The 22,172-nt window shown below is 69.9% G+C and carries 17 protein-coding genes; 9 read left to right on the forward strand and 8 right to left on the reverse strand.

What is annotated here, in order from left to right; all coding sequences use genetic code 11:
- On the reverse strand, positions 1-690 hold a 690-nt coding region (locus tag NX782_RS24970; protein ID WP_258848208.1), incomplete at its 3' end, for a DUF1565 domain-containing protein.
- 366 nt (positions 691-1,056) lie between these two features.
- Here NX782_RS24970 and NX782_RS24975 point away from each other — a divergent pair.
- The gene (locus tag NX782_RS24975) at positions 1,057-1,401 is read left to right on the forward strand and encodes an Lcl C-terminal domain-containing protein (protein WP_258848209.1); all 345 of its coding nucleotides are present in this window, start codon (positions 1,057-1,059) and stop codon (positions 1,399-1,401) included.
- 29 nt (positions 1,402-1,430) lie between these two features.
- Here the strand turns inward: NX782_RS24975 and NX782_RS24980 are convergent, their stop codons facing one another.
- Both NX782_RS24980 and NX782_RS24985 read right to left on the reverse strand, forming a co-directional pair.
- Positions 1,431-2,885, reverse strand: a complete 1,455-nt coding sequence (locus NX782_RS24980) for a M20/M25/M40 family metallo-hydrolase (RefSeq protein WP_258848210.1) — start codon at positions 2,883-2,885, stop codon at positions 1,431-1,433.
- 98 nt (positions 2,886-2,983) lie between these two features.
- Complete coding sequence (locus NX782_RS24985) at positions 2,984-4,120, reverse strand: metallophosphoesterase (protein ID WP_258848211.1); 1,137 nt, start codon at positions 4,118-4,120, stop codon at positions 2,984-2,986.
- Positions 4,121-4,325: 205 nt separating this feature from the next.
- On the opposite strand from NX782_RS24985, the gene NX782_RS24990 reads away from it, so the two are divergent.
- The 5 genes from NX782_RS24990 (at position 4,326) to NX782_RS25010 (ending at position 10,412) form a co-directional block, all read left to right on the forward strand.
- Positions 4,326-4,784, forward strand: coding sequence for a glycine zipper domain-containing protein (locus NX782_RS24990; protein WP_379792674.1), 459 nt, complete (start codon positions 4,326-4,328; stop codon positions 4,782-4,784).
- Between the two features lie 132 nt (positions 4,785-4,916).
- On the forward strand, positions 4,917-5,894 hold the full coding sequence (locus tag NX782_RS24995) for a protein kinase domain-containing protein (protein ID WP_258848213.1): 978 nt from the start codon (positions 4,917-4,919) through the stop codon (positions 5,892-5,894).
- Entirely contained in the window at positions 5,891-8,275 is a 2,385-nt protein-coding gene (locus NX782_RS25000) for an FtsW/RodA/SpoVE family cell cycle protein (RefSeq protein WP_370661838.1), read from the forward strand. The genes NX782_RS24995 and NX782_RS25000 overlap by 4 nt, the downstream gene beginning before the upstream one ends.
- A gap of 13 nt (positions 8,276-8,288) precedes the next feature.
- A complete protein-coding gene (locus tag NX782_RS25005) occupies positions 8,289-9,914 on the forward strand; it encodes a hypothetical protein (RefSeq protein ID WP_258848214.1) in 1,626 nt (541 codons plus the stop codon).
- Between the two features lie 24 nt (positions 9,915-9,938).
- Positions 9,939-10,412 carry an SH3 domain-containing protein gene (locus tag NX782_RS25010; RefSeq protein WP_258848215.1) on the forward strand — a complete coding sequence of 158 codons (474 nt, stop codon included), beginning with the start codon at positions 9,939-9,941 and terminating at the stop codon, positions 10,410-10,412.
- On the opposite strand, the gene NX782_RS25015 is transcribed toward NX782_RS25010, so the two are convergent.
- Complete coding sequence (locus NX782_RS25015) at positions 10,392-10,880, reverse strand: GNAT family N-acetyltransferase (protein WP_258848216.1); 489 nt, start codon at positions 10,878-10,880, stop codon at positions 10,392-10,394. The two genes, NX782_RS25010 and NX782_RS25015, sit on opposite strands and share 21 nt — an antisense overlap.
- Before the next feature lie 74 nt (positions 10,881-10,954).
- On the opposite strand from NX782_RS25015, the gene NX782_RS25020 reads away from it, so the two are divergent.
- The 3 genes from NX782_RS25020 (at position 10,955) to NX782_RS25030 (ending at position 15,500) form a co-directional block, all read left to right on the forward strand.
- Positions 10,955-11,929, forward strand: a complete 975-nt coding sequence (locus NX782_RS25020) for a PP2C family protein-serine/threonine phosphatase (protein WP_258848217.1) — start codon at positions 10,955-10,957, stop codon at positions 11,927-11,929.
- A gap of 103 nt (positions 11,930-12,032) precedes the next feature.
- The gene (locus NX782_RS25025; RefSeq protein WP_258848218.1) at positions 12,033-13,565 is read left to right on the forward strand and encodes an FHA domain-containing protein; all 1,533 of its coding nucleotides are present in this window, start codon (positions 12,033-12,035) and stop codon (positions 13,563-13,565) included.
- Between the two features lie 357 nt (positions 13,566-13,922).
- Positions 13,923-15,500, forward strand: coding sequence for a methyl-accepting chemotaxis protein (locus NX782_RS25030; protein ID WP_258848219.1), 1,578 nt, complete (start codon positions 13,923-13,925; stop codon positions 15,498-15,500).
- Here the strand turns inward: NX782_RS25030 and NX782_RS25035 are convergent.
- From NX782_RS25035 to NX782_RS25050, 4 genes are all read right to left on the reverse strand, one after another.
- Positions 15,475-17,829 carry an SUMF1/EgtB/PvdO family nonheme iron enzyme gene (locus NX782_RS25035; protein ID WP_308633124.1) on the reverse strand — a complete coding sequence of 785 codons (2,355 nt, stop codon included), beginning with the start codon at positions 17,827-17,829 and terminating at the stop codon, positions 15,475-15,477. The genes NX782_RS25030 and NX782_RS25035 overlap by 26 nt on opposite strands.
- On the reverse strand, positions 17,826-19,946 hold the full coding sequence (locus NX782_RS25040; protein ID WP_258848220.1) for a coiled-coil domain-containing protein: 2,121 nt from the start codon (positions 19,944-19,946) through the stop codon (positions 17,826-17,828). Before NX782_RS25040 ends, NX782_RS25035 begins: the two co-directional genes overlap by 4 nt.
- 105 nt (positions 19,947-20,051) lie before the next feature.
- Positions 20,052-21,110, reverse strand: coding sequence for a hypothetical protein (locus tag NX782_RS25045; RefSeq protein ID WP_258848221.1), 1,059 nt, complete (start codon positions 21,108-21,110; stop codon positions 20,052-20,054).
- Positions 21,107-22,168 carry a hypothetical protein gene (locus NX782_RS25050; protein ID WP_258848222.1) on the reverse strand — a complete coding sequence of 354 codons (1,062 nt, stop codon included), beginning with the start codon at positions 22,166-22,168 and terminating at the stop codon, positions 21,107-21,109. The genes NX782_RS25045 and NX782_RS25050 overlap by 4 nt, the downstream gene beginning before the upstream one ends.
- Positions 22,169-22,172 lie beyond the last annotated feature (4 nt).

The raw sequence follows: 22,172 nt of genomic DNA on the forward strand, positions 1-22,172 counted from the left end.
ATCGAAGCCGATGATGCTGACGTAGTTGCCGCGGTTGTCCCAGGCATTGTTGTTGCTCGAGCTCGACGGCGGCACGATCTTGGCGCCCCACTTGGTGGTCGAGACCCAGTAGATACGGCCGCTGGCGGTACCGTTGGCGGTGGTCTTGATGCCGCCGGCGTAGGTGCCCGGTGCCACCCAGACGGTGGTGCTGGGCTTGGTGGCGGCCTTCGCTGCGCGGGCCAGGGTCTTGAACGGTGCTGCCTTGGTGCCGGCGGCGGTGTCCGAACCGGTCGGCGAGACATAGTAGTTATAGGTGGTGGCCGGAGTCGTGGTGACGGCGCTCACGGTCGGGGCCGATGCCGAGATCGATGCCAGCAGGCGCGGTGCGCCATCTGCCGGGGCTTGCGCCTCGGTCGCGCCGGCCGATGCCGGGGTGCTGTCGTAACCGCTCATCTCGAAGTTGGCAGCAGCAGCTTCGCCCGCTTGGGCGCCGGCGGCGTCGGCAACAGCAGCGTCGGCAGCATTCGGCGTCGTGGCGGCAACATTTGCAGCGGACTGGTCGGCGCTGCTGGTGACACTGGCAGCGGTTTGCGATTGCTGGGCGCTATCGGTCATGCCGCCGCCGCAGGCGGTCAGGAGAACGGCGGCGCTGCAGCACAGCAGAGCGTTGAGTCGGAAGTCCGAAGCAAAGGTAGCGAGTTTTTTCATCTGGAAAGTTCCTAGCAGCAAAAATTAAAGATACCCCTTTGAGCTGAAGAAACTTCCTAAGTTCAATCTTTTTTCAAAAAAAAAGTTTTACCGTTGCAATTAAGGATTTATAGAAATTTCACACTGAAAATCATGGACTTACAAACCGACAATTGCACGCCTTGAATCGGCAAAAGGTACAGCCAAAAAAGGTGGATTTAACAATTGCACACCACCCTGCCGAACACGGATCAGCTTGTGCGCACAAGGTTATGAGCTACGTCGTATTTCGCGCGGCAACTGACTTGCGTGAACACGGTCTTACTACACAGACCGAAGCACACAAGCGGAGACAAGGCGATGGGTGAATATTTAAGAATTCAAGAGATGCTCAAGGAAGGCGAAGCCTATGCCGGCCTCATCCTGGGCAAGGACGGCGAGACCGACTACCACCTGGTATTGCTGCCGGACGACGTGTCCGATGTCAGTTGGCCGACGGCACGCGAATGGGCGGGCTCACAGGAAGGCGATCTGCCCACGCGGCGTGAACTCGCCCTGCTGTTCGCCAACCTGCGCGAGCGCTTCGACCGGGTTTGGTATTGGTCCAACGAACAGCACGATACGCGGCCGCAGCTGGTGTGGGGACAGAACTTCGCCAGCGGCATCCAGACCGTGTACGGCCGCCCCTTCCGCGGCCACGCACGCGCGGTGCGGCGCATCGGCAGCAGCTGAGCCAGCTGCTGCCGCAAGCTGCGAGCCTCTTATTTAGCGGCGGCAGTGGCTGCAGGCGCCGCCACGTTCGAACGGCCGATCTCTTGATCCATGTTCGCGAGGAACCAGGCCGTCGTCGCCATCACGGCGGCGTGCCGGCGCAGGTTGTCGGGGTCGACCTTGTCGAAGGTGTCGGCCGGGGTGTGGTGGTAATTGAAGTAGTTGGCCGAGTCGATCCAGGGTTCGAAGCTCGGTACGCCCGACTTTTCGAGATCGTGCAGATCGCCCGCGGCGATCACGTCCTCGCGGCGGAAGGCACCGGCACCGATCGGATACAGCGCAGCCTGCAGCTGCGCCATCAGTTTGGCCGACTGCAGGCCGATGCCGGCGCGCAGGCCGAACGGGCGGCCCGAGCCGTTGTCGTCTTCATAGGCGGCGAAATGCTTTTCGGCCAACGACTTGTAGGCATCGTCATAGCCCTTGCCGCCGCGGCCGCCGTTCTCTTCGTTCATCCACGCCACCACGCGGATGGTACGGCGCGGACGGTAGTCGAGCTTGCGCAGCGTGTCGATCACGCCCATGGCGCTGACCACGCCCGAGGCATCGTCGTTGGCGCCGGTCGCCAGGTCCCAGGAATCGAGGTGGCCGGACACCAGCACGATCTCGTCGGCCTTGTCGGTGCCAGGCCAGTCGGCGATCACGTTGAAGCTGTCGGCGTCCGGCAGGGTCTGCGGGGTCAGGGTCAGGTGCAGGCGCACCGGACCGCGCTTGGACAGCCGGGCGATCAGCATCGAATCCTCGATGGTGATTGCCGCCGCCGGGATACGCTTGTCCGCCGGCAAATTGGTGCCGCCGGTATGGACGATGCGGTAGGCCGCGCCGCCGACGGCGCGCACCAGTGCCGCCGATGCGCCCATCTCGGCCGCCATGCGCGGACCGGCGCTGCGGAAGGCAACGGCCTGGCCATAGGCGGTGCCGGCCAGGCCGCGGTCCGCCATGTTCTGGTCGAAGGGCACGTCGAACAGCACGATACGGCCCTTCACCTCGGCCGCGCGCGCCTTCAGTTCGTCGAAGCTGCGCACGACGACGACTTCGGCCGTGATACCGGCCGCCGGGGTCGCGCCCGAGCCGCCGAGCGCTGTCAGCACGACCTTCTGGGTGACGCCGGCGGGGCGGCCCCTGTAGTCGACGACTTCGCCGGTCTCGACGCCGCGTACCCAGTGCGGCACTTTGACGGGCTGCAGGGTGACCTTGGCGCCCAGTTTGCGCAGCTCGTCGGCCACCTGGGTCACGGCGGCGGCGGCGCCGGCGGAACCGGAAAGGCGCGGGCCGACCAGGTCGGTCAGGTCTTCGAGGCGCTGGTAGGGATAGTCGTTCTGCATGGCCGTGTCGCGCACCTTGGCCAGCGCGGCCGGGTCGTTGCCGGGCGTCGCCGCTGTTGCGAGGCCGGCCAGCAGGCTGGCGGCGACAAGAGTCAAGGTGGGAAGGCAGTTACGGCGGCGCATGCGTTTGTCCTTTGGTTCGGGTCGAAATGCAGAAACGATAACGCAATCGCCGCCGCTTTTGGTATTTTTATTGCAGTAAATACATTGTTGCTAGAAGCTCAAGCGGGAACCAGGCGGACCAGCGTGATCTCCGATGGCGCACCGAAGCGCTTCGGCGGTCCCCAATAACCGGTGCCGCGGCTGGTGTACACCCACAGCGAGCGCACGCGGTTCAGCCCGGCAACGAAGGGCTGCTGCAGCGGCACGAAGAAGTTCCAGGGGAAGAACTGGCCGCCGTGCGTGTGCCCGGACAGCTGCAGGTCGAAGCCGGCATCGGCGGCGGCCGGCGCACTGCGCGGCTGGTGCGCCAGCAAGACTTTCACGGCCACATCCTCGGGCGCGCCGGCCGCGGCCTGCCGCGGATCGCTCCTGTGGGCCGGGTTGAAATGCTGGGCCGTATAGTCGGTCACGCCGGCAATCATCAGCGCGGCCTGGCCGCGGCGGCGGATCACGTGTTCGTTGAGCAGCACGCGCAGGCCCAGGCGGCGCACTTCGGCGATCCACTGTTCGGCGCCGGAATAGTATTCGTGGTTGCCGGTCACAAAGAACACGCCGTCCGGCGCCGCCAGGCGTCCCAGCGGGGCGGTATGGATGGCCAGGCGCTGCACGCTGCCGTCGACCAGGTCGCCGGTCACGGCAATCGCATCGGGCTTGAGCGAATTGACCTTGGTAACGATGGCATTCAGGTAGGCGCGCTTGATGGTCGGGCCGACGTGGATGTCGGAGATCTGGGCGATCGCATAGCCGGCCAGTTCCTGCGGCAGGCCGGCGATCGGCACATCGACTTTCACGACCCGCGCAAGGCGGCGCGCATTGATGAAGCCGATCGCCGTGACCAGCAGCGCCAGCAGCGGCACGGCGAGCGCGCTGTCGTGGGTGATGGCGGGGCCGCCGGCGCCGGCAAGCGTGAGGGCCAGCAGGACCAGGTCGCGCAGGAAGGTCAGTACCAGCAGCGAGGAAAAGAAACCCATGGCCAGCAAGCCGGCCCAGGTCAGCGGTTCGGACCAGCGGCTGCGGCGCAGGCTGGGCGCCACCAGGCCGATGCGCACCAGCACGGCCGACAGCGCCAGCAAGAGGATGCCAAGCAGCATGCCAAACAGGCCGAGCTCCATGCCTGGCAGCAGGCGCAGGCCGATGTACAGGTGCACCAGCACCAGGATGGCAAGGATGGAAACAGAGGAACGTCGACGCGCCATGGAAGGTCTATATGAGTGAAGTTCCTGCTAGATGGGGCGGGCGCGACCGACTGCAAGTACTGCGCGTGCGAAATGTTACGTCCCCTGATGCAGGTGTAAGAATCTGTATTAACGCGTGGCAGCCTCGCCGGTGGGGACTATAGTACGTTCATGCCTGGCGTTGCTGCGATCATCCTGATCCCCCGTTGAGGCTAAGGAAAAAGCCATGTTGAACAAAAAATGCTTTGGTGCGGTACTTCTGGCCGCGGCCGCCGTGTCCTCCACGGCAATGGCTCAGGACCGGGGTGCGAATACGGTGATCGGCGCGCTGGCAGGCGCGGCGATCGGTGGCAGCGCCGCAGGACGCGATGGTGCGCTGGTCGGCGCGGCAATCGGCGCGGCAGTGGGTAATTCGGTGCGCACAAACGACGACTATTACTACCGCGATCGCGGCAACTACGGTTACGCGAACAACTACTACTCGGGCAATTATTACCAGCCTGCACCGGCTGCCGTGTATGTGGAATCGCGCCCGCGCTACTACTACGAGCCGCGTCCGGTGTATGTGGAATCGCGTCCTTACTATGACCGTGGCCACTATTACGACCGCGGTGGCCGCTACTACGGCGACCACGACCGTGGCTACGACCGTGGCGGCCGCGGCGGCTGGGACCGCCATCGCTGATCGTTTCTCGATCGGCTCTCGATCCCGCTGCAGACAACCGCGCTCCGGCGCGGTTTTTTTTCGCCCGCATTTTCCACCTCCCCCCGCTAGCCGGTGACGGCGGCGCCTGTGCCGCCGTCGATCGGAGGACACATGCTCGAAGCGGGCGACATCATTACCCTGACGGCCGGCGCCTGGCGCCTGCGCGAACCGCTGGCCAGTTCCAGTTATGGCGTGCTGTGGCATGCGCTGCCGGCTGCCGGCGGCCAGCCCGCCGTTCTCAAGCTCGTGAACACCGCGCAGATGGCGCGCGCCTTGCCGCCCCAGCGCAGCCGCTGGACCGCCTGCCTGGAAGCGGAGATCGCCTTCCTGCGCGCGCTACGGCCCTGGGACCAGCGCCACATCGTGCGCCTGCTCGACAGCGGCGAGCACCTCGGGCAGCCAGCGATGGCGCTGGAGCTGCTCGACGGCGACCTCGCCCGCCACCTCGACCAGCGGCGTGCGCACGGCGACGCCCCGTCCTACGCCCAGGCCCTGGCCTGGACCGCGCACATCAACAGCGCGCTGGCCAAGGTCCACCAGTACGGCTGGCGCCACCTCGACCTGAAGCCGTCGAATCTGCTGGTCGACCGCCACGGCGCGCTGAAGCTGGCCGACTTCGGCACCAACCGCCCCCTGCTCGATCGCGCCGCCCACTCGTACGCCGGCACCGCCAACTGGCAAGCCCCGGAACAATTCTTCCCTGGTGAAGATGGCCGCTACCTCACCGATGCGCGCAGCGATTACTTCGCGCTCGGCGCCCTGCTCTACCACGTCGTCACCGGCGCCATGCTGCGCTTCTGCAGCGCCTGCGCGGGCGCCTGGCGCGAGCATGGCCAGGATGGCGCGGCGGTGCTGCGCGCCCGGCACCAGGGCGGCATGCCGGCCATCCTGGCGCCGGACGAGGCCGCGCTCTACCTGCAGCATGCCGGCCTGTCCGGCGCCGCCGGCCGCGAAGAGGCGCTCGGCCTGCTGCGCGCGCTGCTGGCGCCGCGTCCCGAGCAGCGGCCCCGTCACGCACTCGAGATCAGCCGCCTGATCGAACGTGCGCGCGCCGCCTGCGCCGTCGGCACGCTGCGGAGCGCGGCATGAACGGCGCCGCGCTGTCCCACACCGGCCCGCGCGCAGCAGGGACCGGCGCGGCGCCGCGAGTCCGCTCCCGGGGTGGCAGCATGCCGGTCGCCGCCCTGCTCCTGCTGCTGTGCGCCCTGCAGCTGCTATGCCTGCTGCGCGCGCCGGCTGCCTGGATGCCGGCCCGGGTCGCGGTCGCGCTGGCAGCCGGCAAGGACACGGTGCTCGACGGCGCCGCCCTCGGCCTGCCGCCGGCGGATGGCGCACGGCTGCGGCTGCGCCGCGACGGCGCCGGCAACTGGTGGGCGGCAGCCGCCGGCCCATCGCCGCTGCTGGTCCAGCGCGGCGAGCAGCGCCGCCGCAGCGGCAGCGTGCTGCTGGGCCAGGGACAGCGCTTCCAGCTGGGCGCCTCCAGCTTCGATGTCCAGGCGGTCGTCCCAGGCAGCATCGCCTTCACGCGCGGCGACACCCACTGGCGCTACGACGGCGCAACCCTATTGCGCGGCGGCCTGCCCCAACCCGACTGCCCGGACGCGCGGCTGGCGATACGTGCCGTGGGTGTCTGGAACCGCTGGCTGCCGTCCCGTCTCGGCGTCGCCCGGCCGCTGGTCTTCGGTGGCAACCTTGATTGCGGCAACCGCATCGCCATCGCCGGCGTCCCGGCGCCGGGCGCCACCGTCAGCTCGACGTCGGAGGGCATGCTGCTGGCCGAAGGGGCCGGCGCGCGCCAGGCGCCGCTGCTGTTGCAGAGCGCCGGCGACGCGCAAACCTCGGTACTGCTGGCGGAACGTGAAGAACAGCTCGACGGCGCCACCGCCCTGCAGCTGGGCCGCACCCGTCTGCTCCTCGAACGCAACGGCGACCTGCTGCACCTGCAGCCCACCTCGCACGTCGCGCTCTACCGCGAGGCCCAGTTGCGCCTGCCCGAGGGCGTCAGCTGGTCGTGGACGCAGCGCACGCTGTGGCAGCTGCCGGACCAGGGCTGGCCGGCGCTCGCGCTGCTGGGCGGCCTGGTCGCGGTGGCGGCCGGTATCCTGCTGCTGAGCGGCGCCGGGCGCCGTCTGGGGCGCGGGCGCAGCGCCGCCGGCATCGGCGCCCTGCTGCTGAGCGGTGCCGGCGTCGTGCTGCTGTATTGGCAGAAGAGCGGCGCCGCGGCCGGCATCGGCATCCACCTGCTGGTGGCGTGGGCCGCCTTGTGGTGCCTGTGGCTGGCAGGCGGGCGTTCGCTGGCTGCCGGCGCCGCCGTGCTGCTGCTGGCGATCGGCCTGCTGTCCCAGCTCGAACTCGGCCTGGGTGCGCCGGAATCGTCCTGGCTGCGCCATGCCGGCAAGACCGCATCGCTGCTGGCGATCGGCGCCGGTGCCATCGGCCTGCTGCGCGCCTCGCAGACGCTGCGCGATGCGCGGCCGCTGGCGCAGGCGCGGCTGGAATTCGGCCTGCTGCTCGTGAGCGGCATCGCCCTGCTGCTCCTGCTGCTGCAGGTCGCGTTCGGCGACGAGACCGGGGTGTTCGACCTGCAGCCGGTGGAATTCGCCAAGCTGGCCCTGGCTGCATTGAGCGCGCACTGCCTGGCGCTGGCGAGCGGCGCCCAGCCCGCACCCGGCGGCCTGCTGTTGCGGGTACTGCGCCTGGGCGCGCCGGCCCTGCTGTTCCTGGTGCTGCTGGCGGTGGCATTGGTGCAGGTCGACGATTACTCGCCGCTGATCCTGTTTGCGGTCTGGGGCGCGGCGATGACCCTGGCCTTCGGGCTGGCCAGCGGCAGGTGGCTGCTGACGGCCGCGGTGCTGGCCGCCGCGCTGGCAGCCGTCGCCGGCATCGTGTTGCTGCGCGCCGCCGGTCCCGCCGAATTCGCGCGCTGGCACTTCTATGCCGACCGTTTCATGGTCTGGCTCGATCCGGGTTCGCATCCGCACACCGGCCAGCAGCTGCTGCTCGGTGCGCAGGCCATCGCCGGCGGCGGCTGGTTCGGCGCCGACCACGTCTTCGGCCTGGCCGCGCTGGGCCAGGATGCCGGCGCGGCCTTGCGCATCCCGGCCGTGCAGGACGACTTCGCACCGTCCTTCTTCCTGTACCGCCATGGCCTGGCCGCGGCTCTGCTGCTGTGGGTGCTGCAGGCGCTGTTCCTGGCCGGACTGCTGCACACGGCCGTGCGCTGCTGGCTCGCCGCCGCTACGGCGCGCGACTTCCGCCTCGCCTGGCAGGGGCGCTGGCGCTGCTTCCTGCTGTGCGGCGGCGCGGGCTTCGTCGCCGGCCACTTCCTGCTGTCGTGGGGCACCAACCTGGCGATCTTCCCGGTGATGGGCCAGCCCATGAGCTTCCTGTCGGCGGGCGGCTCGCATCTGCTGTTTTTCATCTGCCCCCTGTTAGCTGTCGGCGTCGCCAGCGAAACCGAACATCCATGAAGGAGAACCAATCATGCCCGTCTACGTGCAGCACGAAACCCTAGCCCGCATCAACGATGTGTTCAGCCCCGAGGCGATCTGGCAGGCGCCCGGGCTGGCCCTGTTCTCGCGCCGTCCGCTGCTGCGCGACCTGCTCGAACGCGCGCCGCGCGAGCAGCGCGGGCGCGCCGCCACCCGCTGCTTCTCGCACGTGACGCTGGCGCTGCCGCAGGAAGAAGTCGACGACGACCGCCACCTCACGCGCGGCGCCCGCGTGCGCGACCTGGCCGAGGGCCTGGCGGCGCTGCACCAGAAGGACTTCGGCGACCTCCTGAAAGGCGACGAGGTGCGCTACCACGTGGTCGGCGCGGAGGATCTGGCGCCGGGCGAGGTCGAGGTCCGCTTCGGCCACGCAGTCTATTTGCCGGCACCGGGCGAGAAGGTGCAGTACACGGTCAGCGTGTCGCGCGACAGCGCGGTGTGGAAGACGGTCTGCCCGATCTACCCGAACCAGCGCCTGACCCTGATCGGCCACGACGAACACGAAGCCACCCACGTGGCGCCCGGCTGGCCCTTCGGCGCGGAAGGCGCGATCCTCCTGATCAACGACGGTCCCGATGCGCCGCTCGAGGTGCAGGTGCGGCCCAAGGATGCCTTCGAGTGCAGCTGGGACCAGCCGGGGGGCTATTACACGATCCGCTCGCGCCGCGGCGGGGTCGATGCCGGCGGGGCGCCGCTGCGCCTGCTCTTGCGCATCACGCCGGCGCCGGGCACACGCAGCATCGCCCCCCCCGCGGCACCGGCCCGCGCCGCCGCGCCCATCCCCGCTCAAATCTCGGCGCCGATCCCGGCTGCGGCGCGCACACCAGCGACACCCTCTGCACGTCCGGCGGTGTGGAAGCCGCGCCAGGCCATCGAGGCCGACATGACGGCAGTGCCGCTGGCCGCCAGACCAGCCCCGGCGCCGATCACCGGCAGCGCGGAACTCGATGCCACCTATGCGCCGGTGGCGCGCCAGCGGGTGGCGCTGGCGGCGCTGGCCCTGCCGCGCCTGTCGCGCTACCGCGAAACCGGCGCCCAGGCACTGGAGCTCGGCCTGAACCGCGCCCTGCTGCCGTCCGCACCGGGCGCGGAGGCGGTGCTCGGCTTTGCCGTCGACGATGCCGACACCCTGCATGCGGTCACCGGCGCCGGCCGCGAAGCGGTGGCGGCGCCCAGTTCCTTCAGCCCCGTCGACGGCGCCCGGATCGACCTGCTGGCCGTCGCGCCGGAGATGACGGACCGCTACCTCGCGCTGCTGCGCCTGCCGCAGGCCCCCGTCATGCCGGTGGCGCCGGGCGCGCGCTTCCTGTTCGGACGCGGCGCGCCGATGCTGGCCGCGCTGCGCGTGCTCGATTCGCCGCGCTTTCTGCGGCAGGCAGGCGGCGCCGCGACGTCGAGCGCCGACCGCCTCGGCCTGTCGCGCAATGCCTTCAGCTTCGAAGCCGCGCCGGACGGTTATCGCATCGCCCGCGCCAGCGCGACCCAGGCCCTGTACCACCTCGACGAAGGGCTGCGCTTCGTGGCCGCGATCGGCGACGCCACGCCCGAGCAGCCCTACCTGCTGCCGCCGGGTCACCACCTGGTGGCCGGCCATTACGTGCTGCGTTTCGACGCCTGAGCTGCGATGCCGATGGCGATGACGATGAGCGCACCGACCCCTGCCGCGACCGCGGCCGCCTACGTGCTGGGACTGGCGCTGACCCTGGTGCTGGCCGGTTGCCTGAGCCCGCGGCGCTGGTGGCGGCGCCCGACCGCCGGCAACCTGGCGCTGGCCGGCGGCGGCACGCTGGCCTTCGGCCTGCTGTTCTGCGTGCTGTTCGCGGCCCTGATGCCCGGCCGGCCGCCGCTGGCCGAAGCGCTGCCGCTGGCGACGCTGCCGCCACCGCCCGCGCATGCGCACGCGCCGGGCGTGGCGCGCTACCGCGTCATCGACGATCTCAACCTGCGCGCCGGGAAAGCCACGGGCGCCCCGCGCCTGGCGGTGCTGCCGCCCGGGACCCTGGTCACGCCCACCGGCGCGGTCGATGGCGACTGGCTGCAGATCCGCGCCCGTCACAAGGGGCGCCTGGTGGAAGGCTGGGCCAGCAGCCTGTGGCTACGCCGGGTCGACGAATGAAGGCGTGAGCACCAGGCGCATCGGGTTGTAGCGCACGATGCCGTCCCGGGTCGGGGCGGTAGGCACGAAGCCCAGCGCGGCATAAAAGGGCAAGGCGTGGTTCGAGGCATTCACGGTGAACGCGCCCGGATGGCCCGGCCCCAAGGTTTTATCGAGCGCCGCGTCGCGCGCCGTCTCCCACAGCCTGCGCGCAATGCCGCGCCGGTGGAATTGTCGGTCGACATACAGGCTGTAGACGTGGCTGCGCTCGCGCACCGCGATGAAGCCGGCCAGCACGCCGTCGACCTCGGCGCCGTGATACGCGAAGCCCTTCCCGAAGAAGCCGCGCATGGCTTCTTCGCCCTGGCCGGCCAGGAAGGCTGCGCCGTCTTCGGGCGTCGATTCGTGCAGGATGAAGTCTTGCGCGGCACGGCGCAGCAGCGCGGCGCAGGCGGGGATGTCCTCTGGTGTGAGCGCTCGGATGTGCATGGTGTGACTAGTGTAAGGGAAAAGGCCCGCTAATCGTCGCTTGGCTTTTTGTCATTTGCGGTTAGAGTAAGGGGATGCAGACGACCGAGGCTTTGAATCTTTCCTCCCTGCGCTTCGGCGCGCTCGACGTGGCGGCCGCATCGCGGCTGGGCGCCGGGCCGCGCCTGCGCGAAGAAAACCAGGACAACCTGCTGATCATCGACAGCGGCGGCCAGGCCGTGTGGCTGCAGGACCAGCAGCCGCAGCGCCGCCAACTGGCCCGCTGGCGCCAGGGCCATGGCCGCATCGCGGTGCTGGACGGGATGGGCGGCCACGGGCACGGACGCGAAGCGGCGGAAGCCGTGGCTGCCGGCCTGCTGGCGATCCCGCCCTGCGATTCGGCGGCCGAGCTGGCGCGCCGCCTGGACCAGCTGCACGCCGAGCTGCAGCGCCATTTCGCCCAGCTGGCCGGCACCGGTCCGCGGCCCGGCACCACCCTCACCATGCTGGAGCTGCCGGCAGGGCGCGACCCGATCCTGTACCACGTCGGCGATTCGCGCCTGTACGAGATCACGCGCGAGCGCGTGGCGCCGCTCACCGTCGACCACGTGCCGGCCACCGCCTTCGCGATGGGCGGGCTGCTGGGCGAGCAGGAATGGTGGCAGCAGGTGCACGGCGAGCACCGGCCGCAAGTCTCGCAAGCCTTCATCCTCGGGAATGCCTTCGCCAACCCGGCCCAGCTGAACGATCCGCTGTTCGAACTGACGCCGCTGAACCTGCCGCCCTGGCTGTGCGCCCTGCCCGACCGCCGCGCCGTCCCCTTGCGCCCAGGTGCCAGCTATCTGCTGGCCACCGACGGCCTGTGGTCCTGCTCCGACCCCTACGGCTGGGTGGGACAGTGGCCGCAACTGCTGGGCGGCCGGCTGGATGCGGCCGGCATGCTGGCGACTCTGCTGCGCGCCTATGAAGCGCACCCGCCGGCCTTTTTCTACCCGGACAACGTCACCGCCATCCTGCTGCGCATGCCGGACGGCCCGTCGCGCGACGAAACGGTGTTGCCAGGAATTTGATTCTTTTTAGCAAAAAATCTTGCCAAACGATGCATGCCGCGCGCCGGCTGAGCGTAGAATCGCGTAAGCTTCTCCCGACGCAAGCGAGCTTATCCCGCCAACCATGAAACGCTGCAGCAGCCCCGACCATCCGCACTGTACCGCCTGGGTTTTCCCCGGCGAACAGGCCTGCGCGCACGGTCATGGGCAGCCAGCGGCGGCGTCCAGCGCCGACCCGCTCGGTTCCAGCTTCGAGATGCTGCAGGAGGTCCGCGCCCGGCGCGATGCCGCCGATGCGATCCGGCCCGGCGCCGCGGCCGCGCCGGCACGCCAGGAAGCCCGGCCGCATCTGCATATCAGCGGCTTCGACCCGCGCGCCGCCGGCGGCCGCCAGGCGATCCGGCTCGAACTGCGCGGCATGCCGGACGACACCCCGCCCGAGCTGACCCTGCTGCTGCAATCGGCCCTGCTGCCCCAGGGCGGCGGCCGGCATACCTTCACGCGCAGCCTGCGCGGCGACTGGCGTCCGCTGGTGGTGGAATTTTCCTCGCGCGGCCGCGAACACGGCCAGTACCGCGTCGACGTCGAACTGCATGCGCGCGACCCGCAGCACGGCCGCAACCGCACCTGGGTCGCCACCCCGGTGCTGCTGGTGCCGCGCGCCGATGCGTCCTTGGCCGAGATCCACCAGACCTATCTCAACGCGCGCAAGAACGTGCGCATCCATGCCGACGACGCCTCGATCGCGCGCCTGCACGGCCTGGACGCCGCCGGCCCGCTGGATATCGCGATCGATGCCCGCAATGCCTCGATCGCCCAGCTGCAGTTCGGCGCGCAGTCGGGCACGCACCAGGGCAAGATCGACCTGGCGCTGCCGACCATCGCCTGGGACGAAGACCTGATCGAAATCGATCTGCCGGCCACGCGCCCACTGCACCCTTGCCCGGCGTCCCAGGCCTGCCTGGTGTATGCGGAACCGGATGCCGGCATGCCGCGCCAGCTGCGCCTGTTCGCGCTCGACGAGTGGGTGCTGGGCCGCATGGAAGCAGGACCGAACGGCAGCCTGCTCGAGGCCGAAGCCGACGTGCTGCTGTGCCATTACGGCGAGCATGGCCCGGACCACGAGGGCCTGACGCGGCGCATCTCGGCTCGCCACGCAGTCATCCGCCGGGGCCGGCAGGGCTTCGAGATCGAGGACGTGTCGCGCTACGGGCTACTGCTGGACGGGGTCTGGCCCGGCAGGCAGGGACCGGTCCCGCTGCGGCTGGGCATGCGCATCGAACTGACCGCCAGCATCAAGGGTGTGGCGGCGATGGTGGTGACGGCGCTGCTGCCGCATGCGGTGGTGCTGCACCGCGTCGACGGCGGCGGTGCGGCCGAGTGCATCATGCTGCTGGCGCCGGACGCGGCGCCAGGCAATCCGCCGGGCAGCGCATTGCCCCGTGCGGCCGCGCTGCCGCAGCTCTTCCACCGCGACGGCGGCTTCTGGCACCGCGACCCGGTCAGCGGCGCCGACACGGCGCTTAGTCCGGCGGCCGCACTCGAGCGCCTGGCCGGTTTTCACGGCCAGGTGCGATTCACGGCATCGCCCTATCCGGAATACAGAGCCCTGCGTGGCGCCGACCGCCGTGGCCGGCTACAGGCGCAGACGGCCTGAATCAGTGCGGAATCAGGAGCAGGAACACCAGCGAGCAGCCGGTCAGCAGGGCCGCCTGCAGTGACAGCACGATCACTGGAATACGGATATCGTCCGGAATACGCATAACACACCTCCTTGGAATAACGGATGAGTTAGCTCACTCAACCATGCGTCACCAATCACTAGTGACCAATTATTCCACGCGCCTGCATCGACGTGGGTATCGTGTTTGTGCCGGAATGTTCGTACACTCGACAAACTTCGTTGCCGCATCGCAACGTAAACTTGGCGGTTTACTAAGTCAATGTTACCGAACATTGTGCGGTAGCAACATCAGCGCTAGAGTGCAGGCTCCACTTTTCGCTCTCTAGCGCCATGTTCTCCACACTGTCGCTTCGCACCCGGCTGATCGCCACCATGGCCGCACTCGGCCTGCTCATCGTAGCCACCGGCCTGCTCGGCATCTACGGCATGCGTACCGCCGGCACGGCCTTGTCCGCGAATTACGACAACCAGTTGACCGTGAGCTCCTTAGGCAGCGCCAAGAATTCGCTGAGCCGCGCACGTTTCGTCCTCGACCGCGCAGTCCTGCATCCGGACGCGCCCGACCTCGACAAAACCCTCAAGCGCATGGACGATTTCATCGCCGATTCCGACAAGGAATGGGCCGCCTATCTTGCCGAGCCGCTCGAGCCGGAAGAAAAGCCGCTGGCGGAGGCGCTCGACAGCCGCCGCAAGGCTTATATCGACGACATCCGCGCCCTGGTACGCGCGATCAAGTCCAACGATGCCGACGCCATCGAGTCGCTGTTCATGAAGCAGCTGACTGCGAAATTCACCGACTACAACAATGCGGCGGTCAAGCTGGACGAGTACCAGACCGTCAGTTCGAAGGCTGCCTATGAGCATAGCCAGCAGCTGGCCGCCCGCCTCCTCAAGCTCGCGATCGCCGCCGTGGTGCTGGGCGCCATCGTGATCCTGGTCTCGTCGGTCCGCCTGCTGCGCGCCATCCTGCGCCCGCTCGACCAGGCGCTCGGCCACTTCGAGGCGATGGCGAAAGGCGATCTGTCGACGCCGATCGTGGCCGGCCGCCAGGACGAGATGGGCAAACTGCTGCAGGGCCTGGCCAACATGCAGCGCCAGCTTGCCGGCACCGTCAGCAGCGTGCGCGACAGCAGCGTGCAGATCGCCACCGCGAGCGGCGAAATCGCGTCGGGCAACCTCAGCCTTTCCAGCCGCACCGAGCAGCAGGCGGCCAGCCTGGAAGAAACCGCTTCCTCGCTCGAAGAACTGACCTCCACCGTGCGCCAGAACGCCGACAATGCGCGCCAGGCGAACCAGCTGGCGGTCTCGGCCTCGGAAGTGGCGGTGCGCGGCGGCCAGCTCGTGTCGCAGGTGGTCGACACCATGGGCAGCATCGACGCCTCGTCCAAGCGCATCGTCGACATCATCGGCGTCATCGACGGCATCGCCTTCCAGACCAATATCCTGGCGTTGAACGCGGCGGTGGAAGCGGCGCGCGCCGGCGAACAGGGTCGCGGCTTCGCGGTGGTGGCGGGCGAAGTCCGCAACCTGGCGCAGCGCTCGGCGGCTGCGGCGAAGGAAATCAAGGAACTGATCACGACCTCGGTGGCAAATGTCGACGCCGGCGCGCAGCTGGTCGACAAGGCCGGCGCCACGATGGACGAAATCGTCACCAGCGTGGCCCGTGTCACCGACATCATGGCGGAAATCATGGCGGCGGGCGAGGAACAAAGTTCGGGCATCGAGCAGATCAACCTCGCGATCGTGCAGATGGACCAGGCGACCCAGCAGAACGCGGCGCTCGTCGAAGAAGCGGCGGCTGCCGCCGGCGCGCTGCAGGAACAGGCCGAAACGCTGGCCGCCGTGGCCGGCAGCTTCCGCCTCAACCAGCAACGCGCCCTGGTTACATCAGCTCGCGCACGACCCTGAAGCCGACGATGTCGTTCGATAAGGCGCTCGAAAAGCCGTTGCGCAGCGCCGAGCGCAGATAGCGCGGGTTGTACAGCCAGGAGCCGCCGCGCAGGATGCGGCGGGCCTGGTCGCCGCCCTCTTCCCAGGCGCTGCCGTCGAGCGGCGCGCCTTCGTAGTTGTCGTGCACGACGTCCTGCACCCATTCCCACACATTGCCGTGCATGTCGTACAGGCCCCAGGGGTTCGGCGGGAACATCCCGGCCGGGGTCGTGCCGCGCCGGTAGGCGCCGCGCGCCCCGCCGTCGTAGGTGAAATTGCCGTCGTAATTGGCCTGCTCGGTGGAGATGGTGTCGCCGAAGCTGAACGCGGTTTTGGTGCCGGCGCGGCAGGCGTATTCCCACTCGGCTTCGCTGGGCAGACGGTAGCTGCGGCCGGTCGCCTCGGACAGCCAGCGCACGTATTCGATGGCGTCGTACCAGTTGACCCCGACCACCGGATGGGCGTCCGTCTGCGCAAAGCCCGGCGCCTCCCAGTTCACCTCGCCGCTCTGCTGCCAGCCGGTGGCCCGCACGAAGGCGCGCCATTCGCCCACCGTGACCGGATAGCGTCCCATCGCGACAGGCTTTTCGATGCCGACCCAGTGCTGCGGCAGTTCGCGCGCCAGCCAACCCTTTTGCGAGCCGGCCGCCATCGCGATCTTGCGCTCATGCTCGGGTGAGCCCATCTGGAAGCGGCCGGTCGGCAGCAGCACCAGTTCCGGCCCTTTGCCCTCGCCATCCAGGAAGCGGTCGCGCAGCACGCCTTCGAGATCGGCAACCGGGCTGGCCGGGGTCGGCAGCATGACCTCGAGCTCGGCCTGGCTGCGGGCGGCCTGCTCGGCACGCGCGCGCTGCTGCTGGACGAGGTAGGCCGCGGCCGCCCTGGCCTGGGCCAGCTTGCGCTGGGCCCGCTCGGCTTCCTGGCGCGCCTTTTCCGATTCCAGCGCGCGGCGCTCGGCCAGCTGGCGGCGCAGCGCTTCCTTGCGCACGCGGCGCGCTTCCTCGGCGGCCAGGCGCGCCAGTTTTTCCTGCCGCAGCTGCTCCTGGCGCTGGCGCTCGAGCGCCGCCTGGGCGGCGGCCATGGCCTCGGCTTCGGCGCGCTTGCGAACCGCCGCTTCCAGGGCTTGGCGCCGGGCCTGCTCCGCCGCGGCCTCGCGTGCGCTGTCGAGCGTTTGCTGGGCTACTTGTTGGACTTCCTGTTGGGCTTCCTGGTGGGCTTCCTGCTGCGCTTGTTCCGGGGCCTGCCGGCCGTCGCCATCCGGCTCCGGCTTCTGCCCCGGTTCCCGCTTCTGTTCCTGCTCCCGTGCCTGTTCCAGGCTGTCCAGCAGCACGCTCACGCTGCCGGGCCGCGCGGCGGCGCTGGCCGCAAAGCCGGCCTGCAGGGCCGACCACTGCGCGTCGCTCAACCCCTCCGGACGGGTGGGGATGCCGCGTCCGGCCTGGCCTTCGCCGAAGGGCAGATGCCCGCTCAGCATCTGGTAGATCATCGCCGCCACCGCGTACACGTCCAGGCCGCGTGCCGGCGCTTCCCGCCCCTGTCCAGCTTCCGGCGCGCGGTAGCCGGCGGTGCCGGAACTGGCCGGCGCCTCCAGCGAACCGTTGGCGCCGGTCCCGCTGCCGCGGGCGCCCGCGGCGATGCCGAAGTCGAGCAGCTTGACCTCGCCACGGGTGGTCAGGAAAACGTTGGCCGGCTTGATGTCGCGGTGCACCAGGTGATGGCGCTCCCAGGCATGGTCGAGGGCCGCCGCCACCGGTCGCAACAGGCCCAGCGTGCGCGCCAGATCCAGCCTGCCCTCGCGCGCCAGCAGGCTGTCGAGGTCTTCGCCTTCCAGGCATTCCATGATGATGAAGTAGCTGGACGTGGCCGGGTCCTGGGCCCAGTCGTAGACGCGCACGATGTGCTCGTGGGCCAGCTGGCGGGCGCGCGCGGCTTCCTCGATCAGCAGGCGCGCGTACGCCGTGTTCTGGGTCAGCTGGGGCGGCAGGATCTTCAGCGCGACCTGGGCGCTGTGGCCCAGTTCCGCGTGGGTGGCAAGGTCGGTCGCCTGCCAGACCTGGCCCATGCCGCCGCTGGCGATCAGGCGCTCGAGGCGATAGCGGCGCTCGAAAGGGCCGATCTCCTGGCCGGCCATCAGGCCGATTTCCGTGCCCCGGTTCGGCGCCGGCGCAGCCGGGCCATCGGCCAGCGGCGGCGCGTAGGCGGCGTCGAGGATGGCGTTCTTGCGGCTGTCGAACTCCTGGCGGCTCAGCAGGCCGTCTTCGTGCAGGGCGCGCAGCTCGCGCAGCTTGTCGATCGCGGTCTGCATCATCCCCGCGCCGGCAGCGCCGCACCGCACGCGCCGCAGTAGCGGTCGCCTGCATGCGCATCGGCGTGACGGCAGGCCGCACCCGCCCCCGCAGTGCCGGCCAGCGCACCGGCGATGGCGCCGGCGACCCCGGCGCCCAACTGCGCCTGGCTCGCCAGCGCCGTCTTGTCGACGTCGTTCTGCAGCGCCAGCAGCTCGAGCTGGTGGCGGCGCTCGCGTTCTTCCTGGGCGTCGCGGCGGGCGCGGTCCTGCGCCACCTGCTCCTGGGCGAGGCGCCAGGCATCGGTGTTCGCCGCGCCGACCACGCCGGCCAGGGCCGCCAGCTGCTCGGCGCTCATGCCGGCATGCACGCGGGTCTTCATCACGTCGGCCAGCAGCGCCGCGTTGGCCGGCGCCACCAGCGCCACCTTCGCACCGTCGTCGAGGGCGCCCAGCGCCTGCAGGCGTTCGATCTCGGCGCGCGCCAGCACCAGCTCGTGCTCGCGCTGTTCGCGTTCGCCTTCGCGCCCGTTGCGCGCGGCGATGGTATCCGCTTCGATGGTGCGCAGCAGCTTTTCGTGCTGGGCCAGCGCATCCTGCGACGCGCCTTCGCGGCGCAGGCTGTCCAGCTGCTGGCGCACCTGTTCGGCGTCCAGCGACAGGCGTCCCGCCGCCTGGGCATCCTGCCATTCGAGCACGCGCTCGGCTTCGCGCCGGTGCGCGGCGTTTTCCAGCTGGAGCAGCTTCAGGCGCGCCGCATGCTCTTCGTCCTGGATCTCGCGCTCGCGCCGCGCTGCCGCCTGCTCGGCTTCATGCAGGCGGGCCAGCTCGGCGCGCTGGCGGCTGGCGTCCTCAATGCCGCGCGCCTGCTCGATCTTGTTGCGGATCTGCTGCTGCAGCAACTGGTGGGCGAAACGCTGCTGGGCGAAGGCGCGCGACTGCGCCGCCTCCTGCTGCGCCACTTCGAGTTCGGTGCGCAGGCGGATCGCGGCCAGCTCGCGGGTCTGCTGCCATTGCGCGGCCTCGTCCTGGCGCGCGTTGCGCTTGCCGGCCAGTTCGTGTTCGAGCGCCGCCACCGCATCGACGGCGCCGCGCTCGATCGCCTGCTTGCGCGTGCGCGATTCGACGATGCGGCCGTACAGCTCGATCTGGCGGCCGCGGATCGCCTGGGCGCGCTCGGCGTTCTTCAGCGACAGGCCGGCGCGTTCCAGACTCTCGTCCTGGCTTAGCTCGGCGCGGCGGTGGCGCAGGCGCGCCTCCTGCTCCTCACGGCGGATGCGCTGCCATTCCTGCTCGTCATACAACTCGTCCAACAGCTTCGCATGCTCGATGCGCACGCGCTGCTCGTCCGCGGCCAGCCACAGGGTGCCGATGAGTTTTCCAACGCCGGCGCGGTTGGCATCGAACTTGTCGTGCTTCAGGGCGATCGTGTCGACCCGCACCACCGCCAGGCCGTACTGGGACAGCAGCAGCGCCAGCCCGCCCTGCAAATGCTGGTCGAGTTCCAGGCGCAGTTCGCGCCTGTCGGCCCGCTGCCCAGCCATATCGCGCAGCGAGCGCGCGCCGACGAATTCCTGCGCCAGCTCGGCCACCGACGGCGCGATCAGCTCGCGCAGCTGCTCGTCCTTGATCGTGCCGGGCATGGTCATGAAGTGGCGCGCGAAAGCCGGCACGTTCTCGATCTTCAGCGACAGGGTCAGCGTGGCGTCGACCAGCAGGTGCTCGCAGGTGGTCAGGCCTTGCAGCGAAAACTCGACCGGCAAGGCGCCGCTGCGGGTGACCAGGATCTCGGCATGCTGGTCGCGCAGCAGGTTGTTCAGGCGCGTGAAGAAGCCTTCGATCTCGTACTCGCCCTGCGGCACCTCGGTGGCCTGCCCGCCCTGCAGGATGTAGGCGCGGGCGGTGGCCGGCACGTGCAGGGTCTTGACGAAGATACCGGACAGCGCGCGCACGCCGAAGAACACGGCCAGTTCGTCCGGCCCCGGCGCCCAGCGGTTATCGACCAGCACCGGTTTGTGGCGCGGTGCGCCCAGCAGCAGGCCGCAGCCGGCGCAGTAAGCCGCCTGTCCTTCACGCTTTTGCTCGCCCCGGTGCTCGCAACGGGGACAGGCGCTACCGCCGATTCCGAACATCTTCAACATGACCCACTCCTTCTTGCCTTCTTCAACTGCTCAGCAGCCGGACGATTCTAGCAGCCGCCGGCCCGCCCGTTCCCACGCATGACAATCGTGCGCGCCATTCGATACTCAGATGATGCCGATCCGCTCGACGCAGGCCAGGCTCGCCCCCTGCATGCGCAGCTGTTCCGCAAAACCGTCCGGCAACTGCGCCTGCCAGGCGCGCGGCAGCAGGATGCGGTCGCCCGGACCCGCTTCGCGCAGCAGCAGCGCGCACTTGGCCTCCAGGCCCTCGACCGCATCGACCCGGCCCGCATGCCAGGCGCTCGATGCGCCGCTGGCGATCAGGCGCCCGCGCGGCACGAACTCGCGTCCGCGCGCCAGCCGGTCCGCCATCACCAGCGCCAGCTCCCAGGAGCGGCCCGCGAACTCGCCGTCGCCGAAGCGCACCACGCTGCGCCAGCGCCCCAGCGCGCGACCGTCGAAATGGCGCGCGCCGCACAGCACCTGGCGCACGGCCAGCTGGCGCGCCGCATCCTGACCGGGGGCGGCGATGGTGTGTTCCTCTTCCAGCGCCTCCGTGCCTGCCGCATCCGGCCCCGTCTTGGCCAGCGGATGGACGCTGACCTCGACCCAGCCCATCCCGCCGGCCGCACCGCTGTGCAGCGGAAACCAGGCGCGCGCGGTCGAGACGGCGGCGCCGGGGTCGGCGTGCCCGCTCAGCAGGCCCAGATGCGGCAGACCGCCGGCGCCGCCCAGCAGCACATCCGCGCCCGCCGCAGGTGCGGGTCCCAGCGTATGGCCGGCCAGGCGGCCGCGCTCCCATTCGTCGGACCAGCCATTAGCCAGGGAGGCCGCGTTCGGGCGCAGCAGGCCGCGCACGCTGCGGTCGGCCAGCACGGCCGCCAGTTCCCAGCCACGCTCGCCCGCCGGCGGCGGGCGGTCCAGGCTGAGCACGACCTGGTCGCGGGTATCGAAGCCCGCCTCGGTCAGGCGCGCCAGCCGCACCACCTGCTGCATGCGCTCGGCCAGGCGCGCATCGCCCGGGACGCTGCATTTGACCTCGGCGCGGTTCAGGCGCGGGCGGCGGGTCGCGGTCAAGGTCAGTACCGAGCCGTCGGCCAGCGGGCAGCGGCATTGCACGGTGTCCGGGATTGAATGCATGCCGTGGTTCATGTCCGTGCTCATGCGCCCTCCTCCTCGCCGGCCACACTGCGCCGGCCGGCGCAATCGGCTTCCAGATTGGCGACGATGCGTTCGGCCTCGCTGTAGAGCTGGGGCAGCGCGGCCTCGCCGGCCTGGCGCAGGCGCGCCAGCAGCGCCCAGGCCTCGTCCAGCGAGACGCAGGCGCGCCGGCTGTGGCGCGCGCGGCGGTTTTGCTCGGCAGCCGGCAAGGCCTGGCCGGGCGCCGCCAGCGCCAGCGCCGGCATCGCGTTGACGCCCACCGATACCAGGTCCAGGCGCTGCAGCAAGGCCTGCTGGCGCTGGAACTGCGCCGGGTCGGCAGGCATCGCCGCCAGACGCAGTCCGCACATCAGGCAGGGCAGCTCCAGGAACAGACGGCGCAGCGCCTTCGCGTCCTCGGCTGCCGGGTCGAAGCGCTCGGGCGCCGCGCCGGCGGCCTGCGGTGCCGGCGCGGCGGTGGAGACGATCGGCTCGGCCGGCGCGGCGGCGCGCGCCGCCAGTATTTGCGCATAGTCGCGGCTGTCGCCCAGGTCGACCGGCACGCAATCGTCGACGGTGACGCCAAAGCGCATGTAGAGCAACTTGTTCAGACCCTGGCGGAAGGCGTTCCACTCATCCAGGGTCGTGCAGGGCGGCAGCGCCAGGCCCCCGAGCGCCAGTTCGTGACGCAGCGCGCTCTCCATGGCCGTCACCAGCGCCGCCAACTCCAGCCGGCCCGCGACCTCGGCCGCCAGGTAGAGGTCGAAGCGCTGCTGGGATGCCTGCGGATCCGGGGCATCGATGGCGAAGCTGGTGCGCAGGCCGATCTCCGGCGCCGTGTCGAAGGGCTGCAGGTCGGCCGTGTAGGGGCCGGGATGGAAGGCGTAGGCGGTTTCGCCTTCGCGCGCCTCGATCCTGCGGGCAGCCTGCAGGCGCCGCGTGCGGCCGTCGACGCCGACCACCACCGCCTGGCAGCCGGCGGGCGGCGCAGCGCCGCCCGGTACCGCCAGCGCGACCACGATCCTGCCCAGTTCACAGGCATCGACAGCGGGTGCGGTGCGCTTGAAGAATCCCAGCATCATGTCC

This window comes from Massilia norwichensis (assembly GCF_024753245.1).
Taxonomy (GTDB): Bacteria; Pseudomonadota; Gammaproteobacteria; order Burkholderiales; family Burkholderiaceae_D; genus Telluria; species Telluria norwichensis.